The 22,363-nt window shown below is 33.1% G+C and carries 15 protein-coding genes, 3 tRNA genes and 1 pseudogene; 8 read left to right on the top strand and 11 right to left on the bottom strand.

What is annotated here, in order from left to right:
• Positions 1 to 97: pseudogene (locus QLS31_RS14315) on the top strand (IS1595 family transposase); the annotation flags it as partial.
• A 53-nt stretch (positions 98 to 150) separates the two neighbouring features.
• On the opposite strand, the gene QLS31_RS14310 reads toward QLS31_RS14315, so the two are convergent.
• Entirely contained in the window at positions 151 to 456 is a 306-nt protein-coding gene (locus QLS31_RS14310; RefSeq protein ID WP_282744412.1) for a hypothetical protein, read from the bottom strand.
• A gap of 625 nt (positions 457 to 1,081) precedes the next feature.
• Here QLS31_RS14310 and QLS31_RS14305 point away from each other — a divergent pair.
• Positions 1,082 to 2,131, top strand: a complete 1,050-nt coding sequence (locus tag QLS31_RS14305) for a porin (RefSeq protein ID WP_099715921.1) — start codon at positions 1,082 to 1,084, stop codon at positions 2,129 to 2,131.
• A gap of 329 nt (positions 2,132 to 2,460) precedes the next feature.
• Here QLS31_RS14305 and QLS31_RS14300 read toward each other — a convergent pair whose 3' ends face one another.
• From QLS31_RS14300 to QLS31_RS14280, 5 genes are all read right to left on the bottom strand, one after another.
• Positions 2,461 to 3,363 carry an N-acetylmuramoyl-L-alanine amidase gene (locus tag QLS31_RS14300; RefSeq protein WP_099716369.1) on the bottom strand — a complete coding sequence of 301 codons (903 nt, stop codon included), beginning with the start codon at positions 3,361 to 3,363 and terminating at the stop codon, positions 2,461 to 2,463.
• 34 nt (positions 3,364 to 3,397) lie between these two features.
• Positions 3,398 to 3,871, bottom strand: a complete 474-nt coding sequence (locus tag QLS31_RS14295; RefSeq protein ID WP_282744410.1) for a hypothetical protein — start codon at positions 3,869 to 3,871, stop codon at positions 3,398 to 3,400.
• 39 nt (positions 3,872 to 3,910) lie between these two features.
• The gene (gene rimO / locus QLS31_RS14290) at positions 3,911 to 5,224 is read right to left on the bottom strand and encodes a 30S ribosomal protein S12 methylthiotransferase RimO (RefSeq protein WP_099715919.1); all 1,314 of its coding nucleotides are present in this window, start codon (positions 5,222 to 5,224) and stop codon (positions 3,911 to 3,913) included.
• Positions 5,225 to 5,486: 262 nt separating this feature from the next.
• Positions 5,487 to 7,067 (bottom strand): outer membrane protein transport protein, encoded by a 1,581-nt coding sequence (locus tag QLS31_RS14285; RefSeq protein ID WP_282744409.1) that lies wholly within the window; start codon positions 7,065 to 7,067, stop codon positions 5,487 to 5,489.
• A 55-nt stretch (positions 7,068 to 7,122) separates the two neighbouring features.
• Positions 7,123 to 8,106: a hypothetical protein gene (locus QLS31_RS14280; RefSeq protein ID WP_282744408.1), complete on the bottom strand. Its 984-nt coding sequence runs from the start codon at positions 8,104 to 8,106 to the stop codon at positions 7,123 to 7,125.
• A gap of 100 nt (positions 8,107 to 8,206) precedes the next feature.
• On the opposite strand from QLS31_RS14280, the gene proS reads away from it, so the two are divergent.
• The 5 genes from proS (at position 8,207) to rpsT (ending at position 10,351) form a co-directional block, all read left to right on the top strand.
• Positions 8,207 to 9,685 carry a proline--tRNA ligase gene (proS, locus tag QLS31_RS14275; protein ID WP_282744407.1) on the top strand — a complete coding sequence of 493 codons (1,479 nt, stop codon included), beginning with the start codon at positions 8,207 to 8,209 and terminating at the stop codon, positions 9,683 to 9,685.
• A gap of 78 nt (positions 9,686 to 9,763) precedes the next feature.
• Positions 9,764 to 9,835: transfer RNA gene (locus QLS31_RS14270), tRNA-Glu, on the top strand.
• 47 nt (positions 9,836 to 9,882) lie between these two features.
• Positions 9,883 to 9,954 (top strand) — tRNA-Glu (locus QLS31_RS14265).
• Positions 9,955 to 9,995: 41 nt separating this feature from the next.
• Positions 9,996 to 10,067 (top strand) — tRNA-Glu (locus QLS31_RS14260).
• 32 nt (positions 10,068 to 10,099) lie between these two features.
• Positions 10,100 to 10,351 carry a 30S ribosomal protein S20 gene (gene rpsT, locus QLS31_RS14255; RefSeq protein ID WP_035673520.1) on the top strand — a complete coding sequence of 84 codons (252 nt, stop codon included), beginning with the start codon at positions 10,100 to 10,102 and terminating at the stop codon, positions 10,349 to 10,351.
• A gap of 68 nt (positions 10,352 to 10,419) precedes the next feature.
• Here the strand turns inward: rpsT and QLS31_RS14250 are convergent, their stop codons facing one another.
• Together QLS31_RS14250 and QLS31_RS14245 are read right to left on the bottom strand one after the other, a co-directional pair.
• Complete coding sequence (locus QLS31_RS14250; protein WP_282744406.1) at positions 10,420 to 10,824, bottom strand: response regulator; 405 nt, start codon at positions 10,822 to 10,824, stop codon at positions 10,420 to 10,422.
• A complete protein-coding gene (locus QLS31_RS14245; protein ID WP_282744405.1) occupies positions 10,824 to 12,539 on the bottom strand; it encodes a PAS domain-containing protein in 1,716 nt (571 codons plus the stop codon). Before QLS31_RS14245 ends, QLS31_RS14250 begins: the two co-directional genes overlap by 1 nt.
• A gap of 174 nt (positions 12,540 to 12,713) precedes the next feature.
• Between QLS31_RS14245 and typA the strand changes: the two genes are divergently transcribed.
• Complete coding sequence (gene typA, locus QLS31_RS14240) at positions 12,714 to 14,510, top strand: translational GTPase TypA (RefSeq protein ID WP_099715914.1); 1,797 nt, start codon at positions 12,714 to 12,716, stop codon at positions 14,508 to 14,510.
• A 137-nt stretch (positions 14,511 to 14,647) separates the two neighbouring features.
• On the opposite strand, the gene QLS31_RS14235 is transcribed toward typA, so the two are convergent.
• Genes QLS31_RS14235 through QLS31_RS14225 form a run of 3 tightly spaced genes read right to left on the bottom strand, consistent with a single transcriptional unit; the run spans position 14,648 to position 22,326 of the window.
• Positions 14,648 to 19,126, bottom strand: coding sequence for a T9SS type B sorting domain-containing protein (locus tag QLS31_RS14235; protein ID WP_282744404.1), 4,479 nt, complete (start codon positions 19,124 to 19,126; stop codon positions 14,648 to 14,650).
• A 24-nt stretch (positions 19,127 to 19,150) separates the two neighbouring features.
• Entirely contained in the window at positions 19,151 to 21,478 is a 2,328-nt protein-coding gene (locus QLS31_RS14230; protein ID WP_282744403.1) for a choice-of-anchor L domain-containing protein, read from the bottom strand.
• A gap of 11 nt (positions 21,479 to 21,489) precedes the next feature.
• Positions 21,490 to 22,326, bottom strand: coding sequence for an ABC transporter permease (locus QLS31_RS14225; RefSeq protein ID WP_282744402.1), 837 nt, complete (start codon positions 22,324 to 22,326; stop codon positions 21,490 to 21,492).
• Between the last annotated feature and the right edge of the window lie 37 nt (positions 22,327 to 22,363).

Below are 22,363 nucleotides of genomic sequence, written 5' to 3'. Positions count from 1 at the left end.
ATTATACCTAAACGAGTTCGTTTACAAGCTTAACAGACGGTATTTTGAGGAAAAATTATTCGATAGGCTAGTAATAGCAAGTATTACAGGATTATGACTAAAAACGGACAATCAATATATTAATAATGTTTTTTTAGTAAAAAATAGGGATTAAACTATTTCTGGCGGAGGAGTGAAATTTTTTAAAGCAAACTCTTTGACTACAAATAAATCGAAAGAATTAATTCGGGCTTTATTGGAAGAGTAATATTCGAAACAATTAAAAAGTTCAATTGAATCCATGAACAGTACTTTTAGCTTACTCTCAAAATTGTTTTCTTCGGTGTTATTTTCGGCTAGTTCATAAAAATCATATTGCTTCTCATGAATAAGTATTGAAAGTTTATCACTTACCCAAATAAGGGAAAAAGTGAGGAATGCAAGTAAAACAGAAATTTTAAGTGCTAAACGAAACATGGTTTAAAAGTACTAAAAAAGGAATCTGTTCACAATTAAAATTTTCATAAAATTAGTGTTAATAATAGGGTGATTTAGTTTTTTATAACTTTTGATTTAGCCGCTTTTTCAATGTAGTCTAAATTGTGTTTCTAACGATGAAAATTTTATATTCATGTGTCTTTGTATAAAAAAATCAGCACATCAAGTCTCTATTCTTAAAATTTAATATTTATTTTTATATGTATTTTTTATGGGGGGGTTTGATTTTATTTTATGTAAAAACATCTGTAAAAAACGATTTTTAAAATTTATTTGTACTTTATAATTCAAAAAAATAGGGGTATGTGTTTAAAAACTGATTATTAAATTTTTAAAATTGATGCTTTAAAATACGGAATATCTATTATTTTTTGTTGATTTTTCGTTATTAATAATTCTTCTCAAAACAAGGCAAAAAAGTGCCAAATAGTAATTCAAGTGAAATAAAAGTTAATAAATTCGCTTCAGAAACAAGAAAATTTCACATTAAAAAAAGTGTATTTCAAAGCAGTTTTCTGGATTATAAGTACTAGAATTTTTTAAACCGTATAAACTAAGACCAAAATAATAACCAAACTAGATTACTAATTAAAACCAATTAAAGATGAAAAAAAACCTAGCTATTTTAGCATTAATGCTAACAACAAGTTTAACTTTCGCACAAGACGCTCCAGTTGCACCTTCAACTACTTTTGCAGGATCTGCTGATGCATATTATAAATATGATTTTTCTGGTGTAGACAACAGTTTGACCAGTTTTACAAATTCTCACAATTCATTTGAATTAGGGATGGCTTCCATCGAAGCATCTCATAAAATGGGGAAAGCATCTGTTTTTGTTGATTTGGGGTTTGGAAACAGAGCTGCTCAATTTACTTATAATGATGCCGCTTCAACTTTCATGATCAAACAATTGAATTTCACTTATGAATTTTCAGATAAATTTAAAGTTACTGCAGGTAGTTTTGGAACCCATGTAGGATATGAACTTCTAGATGCAGTAGATAATAAAAACTACAGTATGTCTTATGCATTTACTTATGGTCCATTCTTTAATACTGGGGTAAAAGCACAATATACTTCTGGAAAATTCAGCTTCATGGCTGGAGTTTCAAATCCAACAGATTTTAAAACAACAATTGAAGCAGGTTCAAGTCAAAAAACGTTCATAGGTCAATTAGGCTATGTTGGTGATACTGGAAGTGCGTATTTCAATGTTACTTCTGGAAGTAGTAATCCTTCTTCTGATGAGAACAAAACACAATTTGATTTTGTAGGTTCAAAGAAAGTGAGTGATTCATTCTCTTTAGGATTCAACGGTACTTATGCAATGACTAACAATGACTTTGATAGTACATTAGATGGTGAATGGTTTGCTTTAGTAGGATATGCAAATTTTGCATTGAAAGAATCATTAAGTTTAGCTTACAGATTAGAGTATTTGGATGCTAAAGATGCAACTGCTGGACTTGGTTCACTTGCTGGAACTAGTGTTGTAGGTAATACTTTATCACTAAACTATAAAGTAGGAAACTTGACTATTATTCCTGAATTCCGTGTTGACACAGCTTCAGAAGATATCTTTACAAACAGTGATGCTGCGCCAAAAGGTTTAACAGCTTATGCATTACTTGCAACAACATACTCATTCTAGTATTGAAATAATATTTTTTTTTTTAGCTGCCAAGATGCTTTTAAGTATTTTGGCAGCTTTTTTTTTGTTTAGATATTACAGTTGGATTTGTTATGCAGTCATAAAAACTTCAAGGGTTTATGTATTACTTGCAACAACTTGTTCATCTTGTATGGAGTTGTTATTATGCTTCCGGGTTTATGTTAGCCTGTTTGTTTAGCTTTTAAAAGTAAAAGAAGTCTACATTAGGATAAACTACGAGAAGAGTTTGAAAAAGTATTTAAATAAAAAACGGTTCTTTGAATGATTCAAAAAACCGTTTTTATAGGTGTTTGCATAATATAAACTATTTACTGTTTTTTGTAAATAGAATAAATGGTGTTTATTGTTTTTTCATCTAATACATCATTGACTTCTGTTTGAATATAATGTAGTTTAAAAGCAGTTATTGCTGCGGGTAAATTTTTTGTGTCATATCCTATAATTCGCAATCCTTGTTCTATATTGAAATTAATAGGAGCAGTTTCTAAAAACTCATCTGACCAAATACCAAAACCTTTGTCGGCTAATATTTTCCAAGGAAACAATTGGCTGGGATCTTTTTTTCTGGTTGGTGCAATATCTGCGTGACCAATAATGTTTTGAGCAGGAATATTGTAATCTTTTTTTAGCTTCGTCAAAAGCGCCAGTAAACTGTTGATTTGTAATTCAGAAAAAACTTCAGATCCATTATTGTCTAGTTCAATTCCTATTGATGTAGAATTAATATCTGTATTTTTTCCCCAAGTACCAGCACCTGCATGCCAGGCTCTTAAATAATCATTCAACATTTGAACCACTTTGCCGTCATCCGAAATTAGATAATGGGAACTCACTTGAGATTCTATTTTGGTGAATGTTTTTAGTGTTTGTTGTAATGAATCCTGTGCGGTATGATGAATAATAATGAAATTCGGCTTTCTTAAATTAAAATTTACGGTTCCTATCCATTCTGTATTGACACCGTTTTGCAAAGGAGTTGATCCCATTTTGAAAAGAGTATCCTTATAGGTGTGCAACTGTTTTGTGTATAGTGTGTCAATGTTTATTTCTACATGAGGAATAACAGGTAATGGCTGCGGATCTTTATTAGAAATAGTCTCTTTTAATGTTTTGAGTTTAGAGTCATAAATTTTTTCACTCTTTTTATAAGGATTTGTTGAGCAGGATGCAGCAATAACTGCCAAAATAAGGTAATAAAAAATTTTTCTCATGTAGGTTTTCATTTAGCAACAGACTAAAAATCGATTAATTAGATTTCTTTTTAGATTTCGATTTTTTAGGATTTTTAGCTTCTTCATTCATAGCTATATATTTCTCCTTTTGGTCTTTGTTTAATAATTCCATTATTTTTCTATCAGTAGTTTCTGAAAGAACTGTTATGTTTTTTATTTTTTCATCTTGGCTGACTTCTGCTTTTATAAGCATACCTTGAGTTTTTATGCTTTCGGTCAAAATATTTGAGATTGCAATTACCTGAAGTTCGTCCAGAACAAGTTCCGGTTGTATTCGCTTCATGATTTTTCCAACCGTTACTTCAACAGGAATTTCTTTTGGTTTGTCTTGAGTTCTGGATTGATCCATTGCACTGTTCATTCTACGATTACTTCCATAACCATTACCGTAACCGTTTCCATATCCGCCATTACCGTATTGCGCCGAAATTATATTTGTTGATAATAATACAAATGCGATGATTAATAGTGATTGAAATGATTTCATATTTAGTTTTTAAAATGGATTAAAATCGTCTTAAGAAAATTATGCTGGTTCTCCGTATAAATCAAATTCTGTTGCTTCAATAATTTTTATCATTACAAACTCACCCGTTTTTACATAATGTTTTGATGCGTCAATCAAGACTTCGTTATCTACATCGGGGCTGTCAAATTCAGTTCTTCCTACAAAATGTCCACCTTCTTTTCTGTCAATGATACATTTGAATGTTTGTCCTACTTTCTCTTGGTTTAAATCCCAGGAAATTTGCGATTGCAATTCCATGATTTCGTTTGCACGTTCTTGTTTTACGGTATCTGGAACATCATCTTCCAGTGCGTAAGCATGCGTATTTTCTTCGTGAGAATAAGCAAAACAACCCATTCTGTCAAACTTCATTTCTTGAACAAAATCTTTTAATATATTGAAATCCTCTTGTGTTTCTCCAGGATATCCTACAATCAAAGTAGTACGAATAGCCATTCCGGGAACTGCAGCGCGGAAATCTTTCAATAATTTTGTTGTTTTTGCTTGAGTTGTTCCACGACGCATTGATTTCAAGATAGAATCTGAAATGTGTTGCAACGGAATATCAATATAATTACAAATTTTAGGCTCGCGCTTCATGATTTCCAGAACATCCATTGGGAAACCGGTAGGGAAGGCGTAATGCAGACGAATCCACTCAATTCCTTCTACTTTTACTAATGCTTCCAATAATTCTCCCAGTGCTCTTTTTTTGTAAAGATCTAAACCGTAATACGTTAAATCCTGAGCAATCAATATCAATTCTTTTACGCCGTTTTTAGCTAATCCTTCCGCTTCTTTAACCAGTTTTTCAATAGTTTGTGAAACGTTTTTTCCTCGCATTAACGGAATCGCACAAAAACTGCACGGTCTGTCGCAACCTTCTGAAATTTTTAAATAGGCATAATTTTTTGGAGTCGTAGTCAATCGTTCCCCTAATAATTCATGCTTATAATCCGCTCCTAAAGCTTTCAATAATTGTGGTAATTCTGTAGTACCAAAAAACTGATCTACATTTGGTATCTCTTTTTCTAAATCGGGTCTGTAACGTTCAGATAAACATCCTGTAACGAATACTTTATCGACCAATCCTCTTTCTTTCTTGTCAGCATATTCCAAAATCATATTTACTGATTCTGCTTTAGCATTATCAATAAATCCACAAGTATTTATTACAATAATATTTCCCTCTTCAGCTTCCGGAGCTTCGTGCGTAACATCTTTTCCGCTTGCGCGAAGTTGTCCCATTAACACTTCACTGTCATACACATTTTTCGAACACCCAAGAGTGATTACGTTGATTTTATTCTTTTTTAACGACTTAGTTCTCATAACATTAGAATCCCGATAATTTGGGAATTTTGCAAAATTACAATTTTTATTTTTAGGACCATAAATCTTTGTGTTTTTTATGGAACTATTCCTGCTGTACGTTGCAAACGAAGTTCAGTGAACTCCAATAAAAATAAAAGTATAGTGAAGTAATCTCCCGAAAAAACGGGAGGATTTCTCCCGATGCTTCGGGACTATCAGGGCTAAAAAAAATCCGTTCCATGATAACGAAACGGATTTTAAATTTTATTTTTCAGATTGATTACAATTCAAATAATAATGTTACTGATACATTGTTGTTTATCGCCTCAATACTAGCACCATCAGTAAATCCTTGATTGAAAAATGCTTGTTGTGAGTTTCTTTTGGCGTATGAATAGGCCAAATCTACTTTGGTAGAACCAAAACTGTACCCTAAACCTGCTGAATATCCAGTTAAATCTCCTATTGTTACGGAGTTTTTGTAAGGACTTTGTTCGTAACGATATCCTGCTCTTAGACTCAAAGCATCAATTTTATATTCAGCACCTATTCGTAGTTCGCCTGTTGTATCTAAGATTGAATTCATATCGCTGTTTAAATCATTAAAATAAGGATCATTTTCAGGTTTGAATTTAGTATTACTATAATCCTTAATAGCGTAATCAACACTTATTAAACCAGATTTCCCAAAAACATAAGCAAAACTTCCTGTTAGTTTGCTTGGCGTTTGTAATTTATAAGGCTCGTAAATATTAACGATTTGTGGATTTACAACATCATTGGTGTCGTCAGCATTTGTTGCGCTGCTTACTGCAAATAGTCTTTGCGATAACTCATCATTTAATTTGTACCAGGTTGATGATTCGTAAGCCAGACCTAAACGAATTTCATCAGAAACCTTTGCGATTGCACCCAATTGAAAAGAGAATCCTGTTCCGTAAGTGTATAAGTCATTTTCAAAACTCAATCGAGTTACTGTATAATCCGATGTTAATGGGGCATTGTTCTCTTCGAAAAAAGTAGATGACTTGTGAAAGTCGGTAAAATGAGAGTTCAAATTCAGACCTATATACAGTTTGTCATTATATGATGTCGCTGCATTAAAAGATAATTTTCCGTTATATCCAGTGCTGTAAATAGAATTTTCTTGGTAATAATTACCTCCAGTTGGAACATTTGATATGTAAGGGGAATTATTATTAGTTTCGTCAACTGCATCAATAATAAAACCTTGGTAACCTAAAAATGCTTGTTGCGCTGCAAATCCATTTAAATTTGGATACTGGTTATTAGGGAGATTGCTTCCTAAAAACGAATATAAATCAGATATAGATTCTCCAGGATTTGTATTTACAAATTCTTGAGGTACGGGAGCTCCATTATTAGAATTGTTGGCATAACTTAAAAAATAATCGCCTATAGAATTGTTTGGGTTGGTTCCGGCAGAGAAAAAGCCATTGTCAAAATTTTTAATGTTTTCGTAATTAACGCCCAATGAAATCTTTTTCCAATTGCTGTTTGGGTTTTTGTTATTAAAAACAAAAACGGCACCCGCTTGATTCAAATCAAAGGAATTGTTTTTCTCGCTTGTTGTGCTGCCAAAATAATTGGATTTATTTTTTGTATCAAAATTACTTAAGGTAAGGGTCATTTGGTTGTTTGTAAACACTGCTGAACCTGCAGGATTTACATTTAGGGAGGATAAATCTCCACCAAGAGCTCCAAAAGCACCACCCATTGCTCTAAAACGAGCTGTTCCGTTCAGGTTGTCCTGTGCGTAATGCATGGCATCTGATATTTCTTGTGATTGTGCAACGCTTGCAGTGAAGCCTAAAGCTAATAAAAATATATATTTTTTCATTTTTAATTCGTAGGTTTTAATTTAATATCAAAATTGGAAGGTATAGAAAGAATTATTATCCTCTGCCACCTCTTCCGCCACCGCCAGATGATCTACCGCCGCCACCAGAATTTCCCGAACTATTTGAGCTAGGTGTGTATGATCTGGAATTGTCATCGTTTCTTGAACTTGGAGTATATGATCTTGCAGGAGAGTTGTTTTCACTACGTGTGCTACTTGTATTTGATCTTCTGCTAGGTGTACTGTTGGAATTGTTTTGATTTCTTGAAAATGTTGGACTTGTTCTATTGAATCCGTTTGTAGTACTTCTTCTGAATTCAGTATTCGTATTTCCTCTGTAATTTGAATTAGTTCTGCGACTAACGGTATTGCTCTGGTTTCTAGAGTAATTTGCGGAACTTCGGGTACTGTAATTTCTATTGCTACTTGTATTGGTGGTATAAGAAGAACCTCTTCTGCTTGCGTTGTAGGAATAGGCTCTATTGTTGTAGTAATTTGGATATCCCCAATTATTACCATACCAGTTATTCCAGCCCCAGTTGTTTCCATACCAACTATTCCAACCCCAATTATTTCCGTACCAATTGTTTCCGTACCAATTATTCCATCCAAAACCAACGTTCCATCCCCATCCATAACCAGTATTCCAACCCCAGTTATTTCCATACCAATTATTCATTCCCCATCCATTGTCATAAACGTTTATGCTTACAGTTTGAGAATTACTGCCCCATCCAGGATAGTTGTTATACTCTATACTGTCGTTTTCTATATTATAATCATTGTAATTGTCTACATCTGTAAAAATTTCTACAGGTTGGTTGTTGTTCTGCAAAGACCCAAAGTAGTCTTTGTATTGATTATTTGGAGCATTTTGCGTCTCTACTTCTACAGCTCTTCTTGGAGCGTTACCATATATTCCGTCAGAATCATAGTAAGAACTGTTTTGGTAGGAGCCACAGGATGTCAACAGGACGCTCAAAAATCCAACAAAGTAATATATTGTTGGGTTTCGGAAGGAAAGAGTACTAGTTTTCATATATATGGAGTTTTTATTGTTGCACATTACAAAAATAGTTAGTTTTGCTGAACTATTTACTTAAAATTATTAATGCAAAATTTGTGCCAAATTATTCAATATGAGTAAGAACTTAACTACAAGATCAGAAGATTATTCAAAATGGTATAACGAATTGGTTGTTAAAGCCGATTTAGCCGAAAATTCAGGAGTTAGAGGTTGTATGGTTATCAAACCATACGGATATGCAATATGGGAAAAAATGCAAGCTGAATTGGATCGAATGTTTAAAGAAACAGGTCATCAAAACGCCTATTTTCCACTATTTGTTCCCAAAAGCATGTTTGAGGCTGAAGAGAAAAATGCAGAAGGATTTGCAAAAGAATGTGCAATTGTGACTCATTATAGATTAAAAAACGATCCAGACAAACCGGGGAAACTTATGGTTGATCCTAATGCGAAATTAGAAGAGGAATTAATCGTTCGTCCTACAAGTGAGGCTATTATTTGGTCCACTTACAAAGGATGGGTTCAGTCTTACAGAGATTTACCTTTATTAATTAATCAATGGGCGAATGTAGTGCGTTGGGAAATGAGAACCAGGTTATTTTTGCGAACTGCAGAATTTTTATGGCAAGAAGGGCATACGGCTCATGCTACAAAAGCAGAAGCAGTTGAAGAATCAGAAAAAATGATGAATGTATATGCTGATTTTGCCGAGAATTTCATGGCAATTCCAGTTATAAAAGGGATGAAAACTGAAACCGAACGTTTTGCAGGAGCTGAAGAGACCTATTGTATCGAAGCTTTAATGCAGGATGGAAAAGCTTTGCAAGCTGGAACATCACACTTTTTAGGTCAGAATTTTGCCAAAGCCTTTGACGTTAAATTTGCAAATGCCGAAGGAAAACAAGAATATGTTTGGGGAACTTCATGGGGGGTTTCTACTCGTTTGATGGGTGCATTAGTAATGACACATTCAGATGATCAAGGATTGGTATTGCCTCCTAGTTTAGCACCTATTCAGGTAGTGATTGTTCCTATTTACAAAACAGACGAGCAATTGGCTGTTATAACTGCTGAAGTAAATGTTTTGATAGCAGCTTTACGAAAATTACATATCTCTGTGAAATTTGATGATAGAACGACTCAGAAACCTGGTTTTAAATTTGCTGAATGGGAATTAAAAGGAGTACCTGTTAGGATAGCAGTTGGTCCAAAAGATTTAGAAAATGGAACTTTCGAGGTGGCAAGAAGAGATACATTGACTAAAGAAGTAGTTTCTAAAGATGGAATTACAGCTTACATAGGTGATTTATTAGAGCAAATTCAAAAAGAATTGTTCGAAAAAGCATTAAATTACAGAAATACGCATATTACTGAAGTAAATAGTTTTGAAGAGTTTAAAGAGGTTTTAGATACTAAAGGAGGTTTTGTATCAGCACATTGGGATGGAACTGCAGCAACGGAAGAGAAGATTAAAGACTTGACTAAAGCTACTATCAGATGTATTCCTTTGGATAGAGTAGAAGAGGCGGGAAGCTGTGTTTTTACTGGGGAAAGCTCAGTAGGAAGGGTGTTGTTTGCAAAGGCGTATTAAAAAAAAATAATTTTTTTTGCATGGACTATTGTACGTTTCAAAAATAGTTGTATTTTTGCATCCGCATTAGAGAAGCAGGGCCCGTTCGTCTATCGGTTAGGACGCATGGTTTTCATCCATGTAAGAGCGGTTCGATTCCGCTACGGGCTACTATTTTTATTGCAGATTAAAGTTTTCCTGAACTTAGAGGGAAGTATGGCCCGTTCGTCTATCGGTTAGGACGCATGGTTTTCATCCATGTAAGAGCGGTTCGATTCCGCTACGGGCTACAATTTCAATATTTTAGATTGATAAAAACTTAGGGGATAATGGTCCGTTCGTCTAGGGGTTAGGACGCCAAGATTTCGTCTTGGTAACAGGGGTTCGATTCCCTTACGGACTACAAAAATTAGTAAAAGATAAAAAAATAATAAAATGGCAAATCATAAATCAGCTTTAAAGAGAATTAGAAGTAACGAAAAGAGAAGAGTATTAAACAGATACCAACATAAAACTACTCGTAACGCTATCAAAGCCTTGAGAATAGCTACTGATAAAACAGATGCTACTTCTAAATTATCAAGCGTGATATCTATGATTGATAAATTAGCTAAAAAGAATATCATTCATGATAATAAAGCTTCTAATTTAAAATCTAAATTAACTAAGCACGTTGCTAAATTGTAATTAATACAATTGTTAAGACATAAAAAAACTCTCATTTTATGAGAGTTTTTTTTATGTCTTATATTTTCCTATTCCATCTTGTTCTTTAAGTATTCAAGCATTGAGCGGGTAATTGGTTTAGATAGGAAGTCAATAACCATTGAGTATTGTTTTGCTTTTTCTAAGTCTTCGGGGTCTATAGTTGAGGAAAGGACGACAACTTTTATAGTATTAAATTCTGAAAATTCTGGCCTATTGAAATGGTCTAAAAATTCCCATCCACCCATTACAGGCATATTTAAATCTAAAAAAATTAATTGTGGTTGTTCGTCTGGTTTGTTTTTAGCGTATCTCATAGTGTTGAAGTAGCTTAGCGCTTCTTCGCCATTTTGAGCCGTTATTATTTCATTAGAAAATGATGATTTGATTATTACTTTTTTGCATAACATAAGTGTTATCGGGTCGTCATCAATACATAAAATTTGATCTAACATTATTCTTTATTTTTAAATGTTAATGTAAATGTAGTTCCTTTGTTTACCTCGCTTTCAATTTCAATTGTTCCTCCCATCGTTTCAACTTGTGATTTTACTAAATAGAGGCCAAGTCCTTTGCTGTCAGGGTAATTATGGAAACGTTGATAAAGTCCAAATACTTTATCTCTATTTCTTTCTAAATCGATGCCTATTCCGTTGTCTGTAAATATTAATACAACAGTATCGTTGATTTCACGGGTAGTAATAGTTATTTTAAGCTTTCTGTTTTCGGATTTGTATTTTATTGCATTTGTCAAAAGATTCAACAATATACTTTCTATATACGCTTTATTAATGTTTATAATAGAAACTTTTTCAAAATTAAGCTTTATGATTGGTTTATATAATTCGATTTGAAAATTAAGTTGGCTAAAAACATTTTCAAAGATTTCTTTTATTAAAACAACTTCTTTTTGAATCGAAGGATTGTCTTTAATGATAATAACTTTTACTAAATCATTGATAGTGTCATTTAATAAATGAGTGGATTTATTAAAACCATTCAAGATTTCTTTTAATTCTTGGTTTTCAACAGGAATGTCCTCTAGTAGATTTAGTAGACCAGTTAAGTTTGATAGTGGAGCTCTAAGGTTGTGGGAGGTTATATAAGAAAATTGCTTTAAGTCTTTATTGTTTTGGGTTAATTCTCTAATAAGCTGCTCTTTTTCCTTTTCTTGCTTCTTTTCATCGGTTATGTCTCTTTGAATGGAGATCCAGTGAGAAAGTTCATTTTCAGAATTGTAAATTGGTATCATAGAGAAGCGAACCCAATATTCTTCTCTGTTTTTGTTTAGGCTGATTGTTTCTATTAGGCATTCCTGTTTGTTTTTAATGGAGCTTAAAAGTTTTTCAAGTTCATTGATGTCGGAATTTGGACTGTTGAAAGGATCTGCCGATTTTCCTGAAATTTCTTCAAACTCATATCCTGACATAGCGGAGAAAGCGGGGTTAGCATAAATGACGTTAGGGATTTTTCCGTCAAAGGAGCTGGCTTCGGTAATGATAATTGAATCTTTTGACTGTGTAAATACGGTTTCCAGTAATTTTAGCCTTTGTTCTTCCTCTTTTTGTTTTGTGATATCTTGTATAGCTCCAATCATTCTAATGGCTTTTCCATTTTCATCTTTCAATAGAAAACCTCTGTCTAAAACGTATTTATAGGAGTTATTGGCACATTTAAAGCGGTATTGATCTTGCCAGTTTTCAGTTTTTTGTTCTATAAAGGAGTAGAGTCTGATGGACATTTTAATACTATCCTCAGGGTGAATTTTATCAAACCACCATTTTGAGCTATTTCCAACTTCATCTTCAGTATAACCAAAAACATTTTCAATTCCTTTATTCCAAGAAAAGCTGTCTTCTTGTATTTTCCAATCCCAGATAGTATCGCTGGTAGCTTTGGCTACAATGTCGTATTTTTCATTCGACTCCTTGATTTCGTCATTTGTATTCTTAAGTTTTTCAAAAATGGATATATTTCGGTTGTCGTTTTTTGATAAAATAAGTTTGAAAATTATTCCAGTCAAAAATATAAATAAAATGTCTTTGGTAAAATTGTAAAATTGATAGTTTGAATCAGAAATATATTGAGCTAATAATTTATGACTAACAATGGCTACAAACATTGAGATTAGAATGTAGATGATGATTACTTGATTGGTTTTGCTTTTCATTACTCAAATATAATTAATTATTGCTGAATTATTAAACAACATTTGTAACTTATTTTTCGAGTTTTTTTTAAAGGCCTAATTTTTGTGTCTAATGGGTTAAGAATATGTAAACTATTACATAAATATTTTTTATATCAAAATAAAGTGTACCTTTGCACCCATTAAAAATCACAGATGGAATCTATTAGAAACATTGCAATTATTGCCCACGTCGATCACGGTAAAACAACTTTGGTTGATAAAATTATGTATCACTGTCAGTTATTTCGTGATAACGAAAACACAGGTGACTTAATCCTTGATAACAACGACTTAGAGCGTGAAAGAGGTATTACCATTACTTCAAAGAATGTTTCTGTAGTATACAAAGGAACAAAAATCAACATTATTGACACTCCTGGTCACGCCGATTTTGGAGGAGAAGTAGAGCGTGTATTGAACATGGCTGATGGAGTTTGTCTACTTGTAGATGCTTTTGAAGGTCCAATGCCTCAAACTCGTTTTGTACTACAAAAAGCTATTGACTTAGGTCTTAAACCTTGCGTAGTAATCAATAAAGTTGATAAAGAAAACTGTACTCCTGAAGAAGTTCATGAAAAAGTTTTTGACTTAATGTTTGAATTAGGTGCTGAAGAGTGGCAATTGGATTTTCCAACTGTTTACGGTTCTGCTAAAAATAACTGGATGTCTGACCATTGGGAAAACGTAACTGATAATGTTGAAGCATTATTGGATATGGTTATTGAAAATGTACCAGCTCCTAAAGTTTCTGAAGGAACACCACAAATGTTGATTACATCATTAGATTTCTCAGCATTTACAGGTCGTATCGCTATTGGTCGTCTTGAAAGAGGTGTTTTGAATGAAGGTATGCCAATCTCATTAGTAAAAAGAGATGGTACTGTAATGAAATCTAGAATTAAAGAACTTCATACTTTTGAAGGACTTGGTCGTAAAAAAGTACAACAAGTAATTGCTGGAGATATTTGTGCAATTATTGGTGTTGAAGGATTTGAAATTGGAGATACTATCGCTGATTTTGAAAACCCAGAAGCGTTGAAAACAATTGATATTGACGAGCCTACGATGAGTATGTTGTTTACAATTAATGACTCTCCTTTCTTTGGTAAAGAGGGTAAGTTTGTAACTTCTCGTCATATTAGAGACCGTTTGACAAAAGAATTAGAGAAAAATTTAGCAATGAAATTGGGTGAAACTGATTCTGCTGATAAGTTTATGGTTTTTGGTCGTGGAGTACTTCACTTATCTGTTCTTATTGAAACAATGAGAAGAGAAGGATATGAATTACAAATCGGTCAACCACAGGTTATCATCAAAGAAATTGATGGTAAAAAATGTGAACCAATTGAAGAGTTAACAATCGACTTACCTGAGAATCTTTCTGGAAGAGCAGTGGAATTTGTTACTTTGCGTAAAGGAGAAATGCTTTCTATGGAAACTAAAGGGGAGCGTATGATTATCAAATTTAATATTCCATCTCGTGGAATTATTGGATTGCGTAACCAATTGTTGACTGCTACTGCTGGTGAGGCTATTATGGCACATCGTTTTATTGGGTATGAGCCTTTCAAAGGAGAAATTGCTGGACGTAACAAAGGTTCATTAATCTCTATGGAAAAAGGAAAAGCTATTCCTTATTCTATTGATAAATTGCAAGATCGTGGTAAATTTTTCGTTGAGCCAAATGCTGAAATCTATGAAGGTCAGGTTATTGGTGAAAACTCTCGTGGCGATGACATGTGTGTAAACGTAACTAAAGAGAAAAAACAATCTAACGTTCGTTCTTCTGGGAATGATGAAAAAGCTAGAATTATCCCTCCGATTATTTTCTCTCTTGAAGAAGCATTAGAATACATTCAAAAAGATGAATATGTAGAGGTTACACCAAAATCTATTCGTTTGAGAAAAATATATTTGACAGAAACTGATAGAAAAAGATTTAAAATCTAATTTTATCTTTATAAGATTGAAAAAGTCATTCATTTATTTGAATGGCTTTTTTTATGTTTGTTTAGTAACTTCTTCTGTCGAATTTATTATTAGAAATGTGATTAAAAAAGTAGTTAAGGTAATAAATGAAATTCTTATTATCTTTTCAAACTAAAATGTCCCTTCGCTTCTCTTCCATCATCTAATTTTATGGAGTACCAATAATCGTCTGAAGATAAAGGCAAACCTAAAAAGGTACCATCCCAACCTTGACTAGAAGCAAGAATTTGTTTTAATAGTTTACCGTAACGATCAAAAATATAAATGATTGAATTTTCATTGAAATTTTCATTTACTCCTTTTACATTCCAATAGTCATTGTAACCATCTCCATTTGGTGTGAAAAATTTTGGAACACCAATTACTGCAATTGTTTGGCTTACAGTTCCACAACCATTTTTATCATTAATGTATATTTCATGAATTCCGGCAGTTACATTATCAAAGAAATTAGAATCTTGAAAAGGTCCAGATGGAGCGTCCAGACTGTATTCATATTGTCCTTGTCCGGTTACATTTATTGTAACTGAGTTTACATCTGATAAATCAATAATTGAAATACTTGTTATTACTGCTATATCAGAGGCCGTCACTTTTATTGTTCGGATTCTACTACAACCGGCTAGTGAACTAACTTCTACGGTATAATTACCTTCTGAGTTTACATTCAATGTTGCTCCAGTCTCATTCGTTAAAACCACATTGTCTTTTGTCCAAACATACGTATAGTCAGTACTGGAAGTGCCATCTTGAATTCCGGAATCTAATCTCACAAAGAAAGTAGGAAGGTTAGAGCATACTAATTCATTTTCTTCAAAATCAGCGTTTGTATCAATATTAGGTTTTGGATTTACTGTTAAAGTTACTCTTGGACTCAAACCATAACACGCATTGTCTGATGTGCTTTCCACACGAACCCAAATTTTTTGTTCGTTTGGATATCCGGTATTTCTATAATTTGATGTATTTGTTATTTCATCATTCTCTGACAAGGCATCGGCTTCATTTTTATAAAATTTTATTGAATAAGAAGAACTCGATGAAGGAAGAATATCTAAAATATCAGTGGTTACACTACTAAAATCGAAAGTTGCAATTCCATCAGTATCGTCATTAGTAGCTCCTAAGTCATCACAAGTAGAAAAAGTACGACTGAATGAAGCTGGAATTTGAGTAGTAGAAACTATTAAGTTAATTTGAACTATACTACTACATTCATTAGTGTTTTTTACTCTTGCCCAAATTGGCATGCCACCTGATATTGTATTTGTAAAAGCTAAAGGATTAGATATTAATTTTCCTGTATCAGCTGTTTCAGCTCCCGAAAGCGAAGTATAATAGGTAAAATTCTCGGAAGTATAATTAGTCGATATCTCATTGTTTTTTACCGTTAAATTAAAATCAGAGAAACCATCTGTATCGTCATCACATTGAACTATTGTGACTGTATTGACAACAGGTAAAGTATAAATTGTCAAAGTAGTTTCGGAAGAAATCAAACCACATGAATTTCCAATTTTATCCAATTTCACTCTGTATTTATAACCATTCATTGCGTTAGTCACTTTTATCAGTGTTAAGGTTTGTGCTGTTGCATTCTGATAAGTAGCATTATTTATAATATTATTCCAAGTTATTCCGTCAGTTGACAACTGCCATTGATAGGTATTTCCACCATTGTCAAGAACTGTAATTGTTGTGTTTTCTAGCTCACAAGTTGGTTTTGCCTGAGGTTGAGATGTGATTTCTATTGGTGCCGCAATTACATAATTGTTATTTGGAGTTGTATAACCCACACCGCTCATAACTATTCCTTTAGCGTTAACAGTAACGGGATTGTTCCCTAATATTCCATCATTGTCAGGGTCATTAAAACCTGCCTCGATAACATCAAAACAAACATCATTATCACTATCCAAATCGATGTAATTAAAAGTTCCATCTGAATCGGTGTCAGTAACGGTATAATTTAGTTTGCCACTATCCGGACTCGTTTCAAGTCCGTCAAATAAACCATTTGCACCAAAAACAGCAGCTGGACCATCTATAATTCCATCGTTATTAAGATCAATTGCAGTACTGCCAGATTCAATTAAGTCAAAAATCCCATCGTTATCACTGTCTAAGTCCAATAAATCATAAACAACAGGAAAAGTATTGAAAATATCATTGTCTGTATTAATTCGTGTTAGTCCGGGTTCAAAAGCATTGTCAAGACCATCTTTATTGGAATCAATTCCAGAAAAGATTTTAAAGCCTTTTCCTTGTGCTTCAATAGTGTCAGGAATTCCATCATTATCACTGTCTATGTCTAATAAATCTGGAATTGTATCAGAATCAGAATCAAAAGTTTCTGTACGGTTTATCATGAAAATAGCTTTATTAACAGCTGTTTCGGATAGATTATTATGAGTTAATTTCACTGAATTAGTGAGATAAGATGAAAACTGAAAACTCCCCAAACCAGGTGTTAATGGTGTTGTACTATTTAATCGAAATCTTATTTCGAAGGAAGAAAATTCAGTTACGCCACTTTCAAAAATCCCATCATAATTAGTATCTACAAGCAATTGATTTTGCGGATTAGTCAAAGTAATGGTTTTATCTGCCTGCACTTGTAAAATAAAATCACCATCTGCGTTTATATATTCTGTAATAGCGGTAGTTTGCGTAGGACTGTCTTGTGCTATATAGCTAATGTTGATAGTCTCATTTTTTGTGAGATTCAGATTGTAAGTAACATTATTTGTTATACCAGCAGGAACTTCTGAAACAAATCCGTAAAATGGTTTTCCCGTAATGGTTCCGCTTCCCGTAATTGTAGCAGTATAATCAGAACTTGAGGTAGTATTTGACTGGTTTAACAGCGAAATATTGGCTTCAAGATTGTTTAGGATACCATCATTATCTAAGTCGATATCAATATTATTATTAGTTCCATCATTATCTGAATCTAATGGGCAGTCGCTGACCGGAATCTTGTCAGAGAAAATAGGAACTGTAGTCGGGCAACCCACAATACTTCCTTTTACCTGATAATAACCAGGTTGAGTAGGGGTGTATGAATTTAAATTTGCACCCATAATTGGATTGTCATTAAAATACCACTGAAAAGTATCGTATGATGATAAAGTACTAATTTTTAAAACAACATTTGGGATACATGCTGAATTAGAGACTGTAATTTTATCAGTTACTATTTCTGGTTTCGTATCAAAACCTGAATAATAACCGCCATAAGTAGCCGCGCCATTTGTTCCAAAGTAAGAAACATAAACTTGCCTAGTAGATTTTACAGCAATATTCCCAGTTTGATTAAAAACGGTATACCTCACATAATTTGTATTTCCTGTTACAGCTACAGGAGGGCTTGAGATAGCAATGTTGTTTATGGTTACAGTTGCACCTGCTTCGGTTACAATATTTAATCCACCATTATAAAGTGTATTTCCTATCGATTCAATAGAAGGGATATTATCAACAATGCTTGGCGTAGCACAATTTAAGGGCGGTACAAAAAATAAATTTTGATTTGCTGATGAAAAATCTCCACCAATACTCTGATAAGCAGATGCGTTTTCAGAGGTTAAGACGTGTAAATTGCCATCTATAAATTGGCTTCCGTCAATAACGGTATATTGTCCTTTATTAATAGTGGCAAAAGCTATCGCTGATCCATTAACGAAAACTTTGGTATTGTCAACATTAGCAATTAATAAAACTCGCTCTAATTCATCAGTTCCAAGTCCTTTTACAAATATATATTCTGTACCGGTTTTTTCGGTTGGAACAATTTGGTCAAAACCTACATCTCTGCCAATGGGATTTCCTTGAGTATTAACAATAGTACTGTTACTACCTCCAAAAGAACCCGAATTGACAACTACAGGTTTATCAGATTCTACTAAGGCACCAATCATAGTTGAACTGTTAGAAACTGTATTATTGTAATTTTCCAAAGCCAAAACATAACTTTCATTTTTGCCTAAAGTGACAGTTATGGGTCCAGTAATAATAGTTCCGTTTGATAGTACAGATCCTATTGGAATGTTTGAAATAGTTACTTTAGTATTATTCTCGGTTGATAGTATTGAAGCAAAATTTAATACACTTTGATCGTAAACCGGATTTAACATAGCTCCTAATCTAAATTCTTTACCCAAGGCGCTATTTCCTTTTGAAACGAGTCCACCAGCATGATTATAGGAATTGTTCTGAGAACTAAAACCGGCATTAACCCTCACACTTACATAAATTAAATCTTCGGCCTCAACTATATATCCTTTGTTAGTTACAATTCCAATATTAGTTTTTGGAGTGAACAACTGTGTGTTTTGTCCTTGACCAATAGAATAGATATACGGAGTAGTATTTTTGACTACACCAGTAATTATGCTACCTCCGTTTTCTATAATTTTAAAATTAACATCGGAAGTGCTTGGTGTTGATATATATAAATAATGATCACCTGCTAAATTTGTTGCACAAGTCAATGGCGGTATATAGTGTGTTTTGCTAAACTGCGAAAAACAACTTATGGAAAAAAGGGTAATGAGTAATAGTAATATTTTTTTCATTTGCTAAAAATAGCAAAATTTAGATTATCTTTTTAATGAAAAATGACCTTTTATTATTTTGCCGTTTTCTAAATTCAAATGAAACCAATAATCATCTGTGGGTAATGCAAATCCATTAAAAGTACCATTCCATCCCATATCTGAAGAGACTAATTGTTTTAATAATTTTCCGTAACGGTCAAAAATAAATAAAGTTGATTGGGGTAAATTATCCAGATTTTTAATTTGCCAAATATCATTATAACCATCATTGTTAGGCGTAAAATAACGTGGGTAATCTAAAACATATGCCACAAACGGAATTGATAAACCACAGCCATTTTTATCTCTGGCATAAACTAAATATTCTCCGGGTGCAACTCCGTTAAACATTGGACTATTCTGAAAATAAGATCCATCTATAGAAAATTCATAATCTCCAATTCCAGTATATTCAATTGATATTGAATTTTCATTTCTTTCAAAATCATTCACTGTTGCTCCGATAATTGTAGCAATTCCCGAAACAGCTACATCATATTTTTTTGTTTTTTGGCAACCATCAAAACTCGTAACGGTTACTGAATAATCGCCCGGAGTATTAACTGTTATGGTGTTTGAAGTCGCTCCAGTATTCCACAAATAGCTTGAAAACCCAGAATTTACGGTTAGGTTAATCGAGCTAGTCTCGCACAAAACAAAAGTTTCATCTTGAAAATTTGGAGGGTCAAAGGTGTTTACTACAAGTGTAATGGGAGTAATTGCATGACAGTCAGGACCATTTACGATTCGGGCATAAATAATTTGTTGGGTTTCCACAGTGTTTTTAAAAATATTTGATAACTGATTTTGTTGGGCTATGGCATCCGTTGGGTTTAAATAATACTCTACAATTAAGCCGGCTGGTAAACCCATAACTACTTGTGGCGTTACTTGAGTGTTTAAATCAAATTGTGATAAACCATCATTTGTACCATCAGTGTCACAAGTTGAAATTGGATTTTGAACTGCAATAGCGTTATTGGAAATAATCAGCCTTACCTCGGCATAATTTGCGCATTTAAATGAATTGCTCACTCTTGCAAATACAGACTGGTTAACTAATTTGTTGCTATATGTTGTGGGATTAGCAATTGGATTAATTTGTCCTTGAGCATCGACCAAAGTCTCATAATAAACAACAGGACTTAAATTGCTATTATTGTTTTTTACAATGGCATCGACTTTAGTTAAGTTAAAAATAGATATTCCGTCATTATCAATGTCGCATTGCGAAAGCGAGGTGTCATTCAAATCAATTTCTGAAGTAAATTCAAATTTTATGTCTTCGGTAGCAATACAGCTGGGTGTCAATAGTACTTCAACTCTATAAATACCGGGACTTGTAACGGTATAAGTAGGAGAAGTATCTGTCAATTCAACATTGTCTTTAAACCATTTATAAGTATAGCCAGATGGTAAATTAGGGTTTATAATATAGCTTTCGCCAAAACAAATAGGATTGTTTGTCGCTAATAATCGGTCTGGTCCCAAATCAATTTTTGGTAAAAAACTACCTGCTTCAAGAAAAACTGCTGAGTCATAATCCTCATTTTCATCATCAGCAATTACTAGTTTTATATGGTATGTTTTTCCTGCTACAACATTTGTTTGCGCTGTTAATACCTTAGTTTGCCCACTGTAATTTATAGGACTGGAGAGATTGTTAAATCCGTTAAAGTAAGTTTCGTTTATTGATGGACAACCAGGTCTAACGTTTCCTTGAGTATCAGTAATTGGATTTATTAAGGGGTGAACATTTACGGATGAAACAGGAGTTGTAGTATTGGGTAGCACGGCTAAATTTTGATAAGTGCTTGTGCCAATTTCTTTGATTAAAAAGGCAAATCCATCAGAATACTCACAAGGAAAATAAGATTGATACTCATTAGATGCAAAGATGTAATTAAAACTTATAAAATTAGTTAATGGAACGAAATCAAATTCTAAAATTGTGGCATTTATTGTATTTGTTATTCCTAATGCTTGCTCTAAATCCGAATCACCTAACCACGATTTATTTCCTCCTCCTCGAGTGGAAACATAAGGCCCTTCAGAATTCTTGCTACTCCAAGTACTCAAAAGAACGCCTTGTGTAAAAGGAAAACTACTTGCTCCGGAATTAAAATACCCGTAGCTGTTTTGACTGCCGAAAAATGTATCTCCTTTTACATTAATATTAGAAACATTGGCGCAAGAACTATTAACTAAAATATTTTCAACAAGTTGTTGCGCTGTAAAAGAGTCATTTACTGAAATAGATTGTGCGGTTGCATCACATACAGCGCAACTAATAAAAATATAAAATAATATTATTTTTACACATTTCATCATGTGTAAAGATACTACAAATCTCTATTTTTTAATAATCGATGGGAAAGGAAAATAAAAATCGCAGTCCAAAATAATACAATAATAATAGACGATATACTCACATCGTATTCTTTAATATTATCCAAACCAATTTGTGTCCCCAGATTTTTTACGACTGATAATCTGCTAAAAGGTTCTACTATTAAATTCGACATGGATTGCAAAGGCAAAAACTGAGTAATTGATGCTGCCGTTGTACTATTTGGGAATACTTTAAAAGTCAAAACGCCATTGATAATTCCTTCTATGATATTCCAAAGCAAAAGAAATCCGAGTGCAAAAGCAGAACGTTTTACCAATATTCCTAAAAATAAACAGAATGAGAAAAAACCAACCAGTTTGACAAAATAAGCCAAGAGGTATTCTAAATCAGAGAAAACGATACTAAATTCAGTGTAGGAAGAATAGCTAAGCCCTAAAATGAGTGACATTATAAAAACAAAAATAGTGGATACTGTAGCAAACAAAACTACCGTTAGAAATTTAGATTGAATAAATTCTTTTTTACTCATTCCATCAATTAAGTTTTGTTTTAGTGTTCCATAACTATACTCATTTGCCATCATGGAGACAATTACTATCGCTAAAAATAATTTTAATATGGCCGCGATATAGGTGTTGAAATGCCATATAAAAGGGAAATTAAAGATTCCCATTTCAGCAAGGTGAAATTTAAAAATACCAAGATCAAATTTTATGGAAGCTATTAAAGCTATGAAAGTTAAGAGAATAAAATAAGCCAATGTTAAAACACGACTGGCTTTGTTTTTCCAAATTTTTTGTAATTCTATTGAGAGTAATCTTTTCATTTTAGATTATTAGATTGTTAGACTATTGGATTTTTAG

This window comes from Flavobacterium sp. XS2P24, from assembly GCF_030010285.1.
GTDB classification, from domain to species: Bacteria; Bacteroidota; Bacteroidia; order Flavobacteriales; family Flavobacteriaceae; genus Flavobacterium; species Flavobacterium algoritolerans.
Note: the sequence above shows the minus strand (reverse complement) of the source record. Positions and strands in the feature narration are given on the sequence as shown.

Coding starts and splice junctions, on each gene's coding strand:
- QLS31_RS14300 (WP_099716369.1), bottom strand. CDS start 3,363: ATGAGAAAAATTTTTTATTACCTTATTTTGGCAGTTATTGCTGCATCC.
- rimO (WP_099715919.1), bottom strand. CDS start 5,224: ATGAGAACTAAGTCGTTAAAAAAGAATAAAATCAACGTAATCACTCTT.
- QLS31_RS14245 (WP_282744405.1), bottom strand. CDS start 12,539: ATGAAAAGCAAAACCAATCAAGTAATCATCATCTACATTCTAATCTCA.
- rpsT (WP_035673520.1), top strand. CDS start 10,100: ATGGCAAATCATAAATCAGCTTTAAAGAGAATTAGAAGTAACGAAAAG.
- QLS31_RS14305 (WP_099715921.1), top strand. CDS start 1,082: ATGAAAAAAAACCTAGCTATTTTAGCATTAATGCTAACAACAAGTTTA.
- QLS31_RS14250 (WP_282744406.1), bottom strand. CDS start 10,824: ATGTTAGATCAAATTTTATGTATTGATGACGACCCGATAACACTTATG.
- proS (WP_282744407.1), top strand. CDS start 8,207: ATGAGTAAGAACTTAACTACAAGATCAGAAGATTATTCAAAATGGTAT.
- QLS31_RS14280 (WP_282744408.1), bottom strand. CDS start 8,106: ATGAAAACTAGTACTCTTTCCTTCCGAAACCCAACAATATATTACTTT.
- QLS31_RS14295 (WP_282744410.1), bottom strand. CDS start 3,871: ATGAAATCATTTCAATCACTATTAATCATCGCATTTGTATTATTATCA.
- QLS31_RS14225 (WP_282744402.1), bottom strand. CDS start 22,326: ATGAAAAGATTACTCTCAATAGAATTACAAAAAATTTGGAAAAACAAA.
- QLS31_RS14235 (WP_282744404.1), bottom strand. CDS start 19,126: ATGAAAAAAATATTACTATTACTCATTACCCTTTTTTCCATAAGTTGT.
- QLS31_RS14285 (WP_282744409.1), bottom strand. CDS start 7,067: ATGAAAAAATATATATTTTTATTAGCTTTAGGCTTCACTGCAAGCGTT.
- QLS31_RS14310 (WP_282744412.1), bottom strand. CDS start 456: ATGTTTCGTTTAGCACTTAAAATTTCTGTTTTACTTGCATTCCTCACT.
- typA (WP_099715914.1), top strand. CDS start 12,714: ATGGAATCTATTAGAAACATTGCAATTATTGCCCACGTCGATCACGGT.
- QLS31_RS14230 (WP_282744403.1), bottom strand. CDS start 21,478: ATGATGAAATGTGTAAAAATAATATTATTTTATATTTTTATTAGTTGC.